A 4,403-nucleotide genomic window follows, 5' to 3' on the forward strand; every position below is an offset into this window, starting at 1 on the left:
CTCTGTTTGAAAACCAAGGGTTTCCGCATTTTGTTGTTCGACTTGACTCATGATGACTCTTTCTAAACAAGTGGGTTAATCACATTGCTTAGCTAAATGGGGGTGATTCGATACATTTCAAGGCTACGTTATACTGTAGGCTTCAATGGGTAGCTGCAACAACAATAAAAAGCGCACCCTCCTATCCCTCTTGATTCATCCATAAAACCATGAAACAGGTCATTCAAGAACAAAACGCGCGTCCCATTAAAATCTGCACTCATGCCATGGATCCCGCCGCCCTCGCGCAATTAAAAAACGTCTCTAAACTGCCCTTTGTTCATCGTCATGGGGTAGTCGCCATGCCGGATGTACACGTAGGTATTGGTGCTATTGTGGGCAGCGTGATTGCTACGGATAGCGCCGTGATTCCGGCAGCCGTTGGCGTGGATATTGGCTGTGGCATCAATGCAGTACGCCTCTCACTCAAGGCCACGGATCTGCCTGACAACCTCGCCCCTATCCGCCACCAAATTGAACGTGATGTGCCCTTAGGAGCAGGAGGCGCGCACAAACATAAGAACATGCCAAAATTTGATCCCGAGCTAGCACAGCGCCTTCAGCGCATCACGGCCAAACACCCGCGCTTAGAAAAAAATAACGCCCAAAAACAAATCGGAACGCTAGGATCAGGCAATCACTTTATTGAAATCTGCTTAGATCAAAATGACGATGTGTGGGTCATGCTGCATTCAGGCTCACGTGGCATTGGCAATCTGATTGGACGCTACTTTATCGAAAAAGCTAAAAAGCGCATGGAAGCATTTGGTATCCAGCTCTCTGACAATGATTTAGCTTACCTACCCGATGACAGCGATGATTTTAAAGACTACGTAGAAGCAGTCCAATGGGCTCAAGACTACGCTTTTGAAAACCGACGTGTCATGATGGACAAAACCATCGCTGCCATGCGTCGCCATATAAAAAAACCGTTTCAAATCACCCAAGAAGCCATTAATTGCCACCATAATTACGTCGAGCAAGAGGAACATTTTGGCCGCAAATTGTGGGTGACCCGCAAAGGGGCCATTCGTGCTCGCGAGGGCGATCTGGGTGTCATTCCAGGCAGCATGGGGCAGCGCAGCTATATTGTACGTGGCAAGGGGAATCTTGATTCCTATTGCTCTTGTGCCCATGGGGCAGGGCGTAAATTTAGCCGTAGTGCCGCACGCAAACATTTTTCCGTAGACGATTTACGCGCTCAAACCGAAGGTGTGGAATGCCGTAAAGACGCCGCCGTCCTTGATGAGCTACCTGCCGCCTACAAAGACATTGACGAGGTCATGGATAATCAAAAAGACCTCGTCGAAGTACTACATGTTTTAAAACAAGTGGTATGTGTTAAGGGCGCTTAAAAATCACGACTAACTAACCCAAACCATCAACCAAAGGTGCACTAAGTGCACCTTTGGTATTTTTTTTTGTGCTTTTAAAATGCCCATCCCTAAAATGAGGCAACTCAAAATTCACAAAGGATGGAACAATGTCAACAACAACGCCAAGTGCACAAGAGATCATTGATCGCGCCATTGCGCTGATTCCTACGCTACGCGAACGCGCGGCAGAGGTAGAAAAAAACCGCATGGTTTCCAAAGAAACCATTCAAGACTTCCAAGACGCGGGTTTCTTTAAAATCCTTCAGCCTAAACGTTGGGGTGGCTATGAGATGAGTCCCAACGTACTAAACAAAGTACTAATGGAACTTGGTCGCGGCTGTCCTTCCAGCGCGTGGAATGTCATGGTTTTAGGCGTACACCCTTTTGAGGTTGGCTTGCTTGATCCCAAAGTAGGTGATGAAGTATGGGGAGAAGACCCTACTGCTTTGATTTCTTCCTCCTACGCCCCCTTTGGTAAGGTCACTGCAGTGGAAGGCGGCTACGAACTTAACGGCGAATGGCTCACTTCTAGCGGCTGTGATCACGCCGCGGGTGGTGCGTTTTTAGGCGGCCGCGTTCAAGAAAACGGCGGCATGGTGTTCCGCTCTTTCTGGGTGCCTGCCAAATACCTCAAAATCGTAGATGACTGGCATGTGGTAGGTCTTGCCGGAACCGGCAGTAAAAAACTCGTTGTCAATAAAGTGTTTGTTCCCAGTTACCGTAGTCATGTGATCGGTGACTACAATGAGTCCACCCATGGGCATGTCAATAACCTATATAAAATGCCCTTTTTCTACGTATTCTACGCAGCGGTTTCTTCGGTATTGGTCGGTATGGCCCGCGGTATGGAAGACCTTTATATTGAACACATGGTGCCCCGCCAGAACCTGAATCAAGCCGTGGGAGCCGCCGTTAACGACCCCTTTATTCGCCAACGCCTTGGCGCCGCGTCCGCCAAAATTCTGGGAGCGGCTTCACGCATCCTAGCCAACACGGATGAAGCATGGAGCTATGCCTCCAAAGGCGAACTGGTTCCCTTAGACGTTCGTATCAAACATTTTGCGACCAACCAGTTTACTGGTGGAGAATGTTTTGAGGCGGCTCACATGTTATTTAAAAAGACCTCTACCCGTGGTGTTTGGCTCAGCAGCCCCCTACAGCGTCAAATGCGTGATATTTTGGTGGCGACCAACCACATCACACAAAACGAAGACAATATCGGTGATCTATTAGGTGGGCAGTTGCTCGGTGCTAAGCTTCCAGTCCCGAATCCTTTTGGTGTGAAATAAGCAAGGGTCAATCATGACTTTAATGCAGAATATAGATATTAATCAGCTGCTAGACTGGGCTCCTAACCCAGCCCTAGCAGACTTGCCCGCCGTCCAAGAAAACGAGCACCGCTTGGGTATGCGCCAATTTGCGGCAGCCACTACGGTTATCACCACCCTACATCAGCAACAACCATCCGGCTTAACCGCCACGGCTGTCTGCTCGGTCACGGCGGAACCTGCACGACTGGTCGCTTTTGTCAATAAAAATACCTATGCGGCGCAACAAATTCTTCAAAGTGGCTTACTCTGTATCAATGCCCTAGCTGGCGATCAAGCTGAATTAGCTTGTATTTTTGCCGGCATGCGCAAAGCCATTGCACCACAAGATCGCTTTCAACATGGTCAGTGGGAAACGCTTGTAACCGGTGCCCCCGTTTTGGGGGGTGCTAAAGCCAACTTTGATTGTCGCGTGATTAAGGTGTTTGATGAAAGCACACACTACGCATTTTTATGCGACGTGCTAGCGACCCAAAGTAACGAAGCGGCAACGGCCCTACTGTATATGGGGGGTGCGTTTTATACGCTATCAGCCACCCCTATTACTGTCTAACATCGCTGTTTAAAAGTGCTAACTGCCCGCTAACTGCTCCTCTATTTTTGCTACTGTCTCTTTTAAGTAACTTAAATAACGAGCAGCAGCAGCCTCTGGAGTTAGCACTTTTTTCAAAAAAACCAAATTAATGGTAGATAACACACGATTTTGATGGAAAACAGGTAAAGCAATCGCCGCAATACGGCTTTCTTTGCCCCAATCCCCTTCATTACTGGCATAGCCTCGACGTTGGGTTTTATCAATAAGCTGACGTAAAAATACAGGGTCTTCGGCAAGCTGAGCCTGAGGTGTAGACTCAAGCTTAATCAAAGCCAGTAATTGCTGCCGCTCCTCTTCAGAACAAAAGCAAAAATAAGCCCGTCCCGCTGCTGTCGTTAATAAAGGTAGCCTTCTGCGTACCATCGACCGATGAAAAGACAAGGAGCTAAAACGGTGCGTGGTTTCCCGTATTATCATCGCCGAGCCATCAAGCGTACATAAATCCGAAGGCCACAAGGTATGCTGCAATAGATCTCCAATCGCCGGTGTCGCAATTTCCGTGACCCAATCCTCGTCTTTAAAACCCTCGCCTAACTGCCGTACCTGATAACCCAATCGGTAGCTATTATCTGATGGGCTACACGTGATATACCCCTCTTCCATCAAGGTTTGTAATAAACGTTTTACCGTTGTGCGATGTATTCCTGTCGCACGGCTAAGCTCACTAATCGACGCAGCCCCTGAGGCGAATGTACTCAACGCTTGCAACAGCGCTAAACCTCTGGCTAGACTTTGTGATTTTTTATAAGGGGAAGAGGGGGTAGACATAGTTATCAAAAAAACATGCAGTAAATATGCGCTATGCCTATTTCGCTAGCACTTGATTCATCACTTCTTGCAGGCGTTGATACGCAGTCTCAACGGATAAGTGACCAGCCTGCAATTGACGCCAAGCAATCACACCATCGGGACGCACCAACAACACCCCATCCTCATCCATTTCTCGGCGACGTTGCCATTCACAATACGGATCCTGATAGTCCAACGAGCCAATTACAACAACGGATAGAAAATCCCATTTTCCTTGCTTGGCTGCTTCTACCCAAACCTGTCCTGACAAGCCAG

4 protein-coding genes and 1 pseudogene are annotated in these 4,403 nt (G+C 48.2%); 3 read left to right on the plus strand and 2 right to left on the minus strand.

Annotated elements, in window-relative coordinates:
- Window positions 1-209: 209 nt before the first annotated feature.
- The 3 genes from Q1V74_RS07665 (at window position 210) to Q1V74_RS07675 (ending at window position 3,296) form a co-directional block, all read left to right on the plus strand.
- A complete protein-coding gene (locus Q1V74_RS07665; protein ID WP_300647819.1) occupies window positions 210-1,394 on the plus strand; it encodes an RtcB family protein in 1,185 nt (394 codons plus the stop codon).
- Between the two features lie 128 nt (window positions 1,395-1,522).
- Window positions 1,523-2,704, plus strand: a complete 1,182-nt coding sequence (locus Q1V74_RS07670; RefSeq protein ID WP_300647822.1) for an acyl-CoA dehydrogenase family protein — start codon at window positions 1,523-1,525, stop codon at window positions 2,702-2,704.
- A 13-nt stretch (window positions 2,705-2,717) separates the two neighbouring features.
- Window positions 2,718-3,296 (plus strand): flavin reductase family protein, encoded by a 579-nt coding sequence (locus tag Q1V74_RS07675; protein WP_300647824.1) that lies wholly within the window; start codon window positions 2,718-2,720, stop codon window positions 3,294-3,296.
- An 18-nt stretch (window positions 3,297-3,314) separates the two neighbouring features.
- Here the strand turns inward: Q1V74_RS07675 and Q1V74_RS07680 are convergent, their stop codons facing one another.
- Both Q1V74_RS07680 and Q1V74_RS07685 read right to left on the minus strand, forming a co-directional pair.
- Window positions 3,315-4,106, minus strand: coding sequence for a DNA-binding transcriptional regulator (locus Q1V74_RS07680; protein WP_300647826.1), 792 nt, complete (start codon window positions 4,104-4,106; stop codon window positions 3,315-3,317).
- Between the two features lie 37 nt (window positions 4,107-4,143).
- A pseudogene (locus Q1V74_RS07685) lies at window positions 4,144-4,403 on the minus strand (hypothetical protein); the annotation flags it as partial.

It is taken from the genome of Paenalcaligenes sp. (genome assembly GCF_030152715.1).
In the GTDB taxonomy this organism is placed as follows: Bacteria; Pseudomonadota; Gammaproteobacteria; order Burkholderiales; family Burkholderiaceae_B; genus Paenalcaligenes; species Paenalcaligenes hermetiae.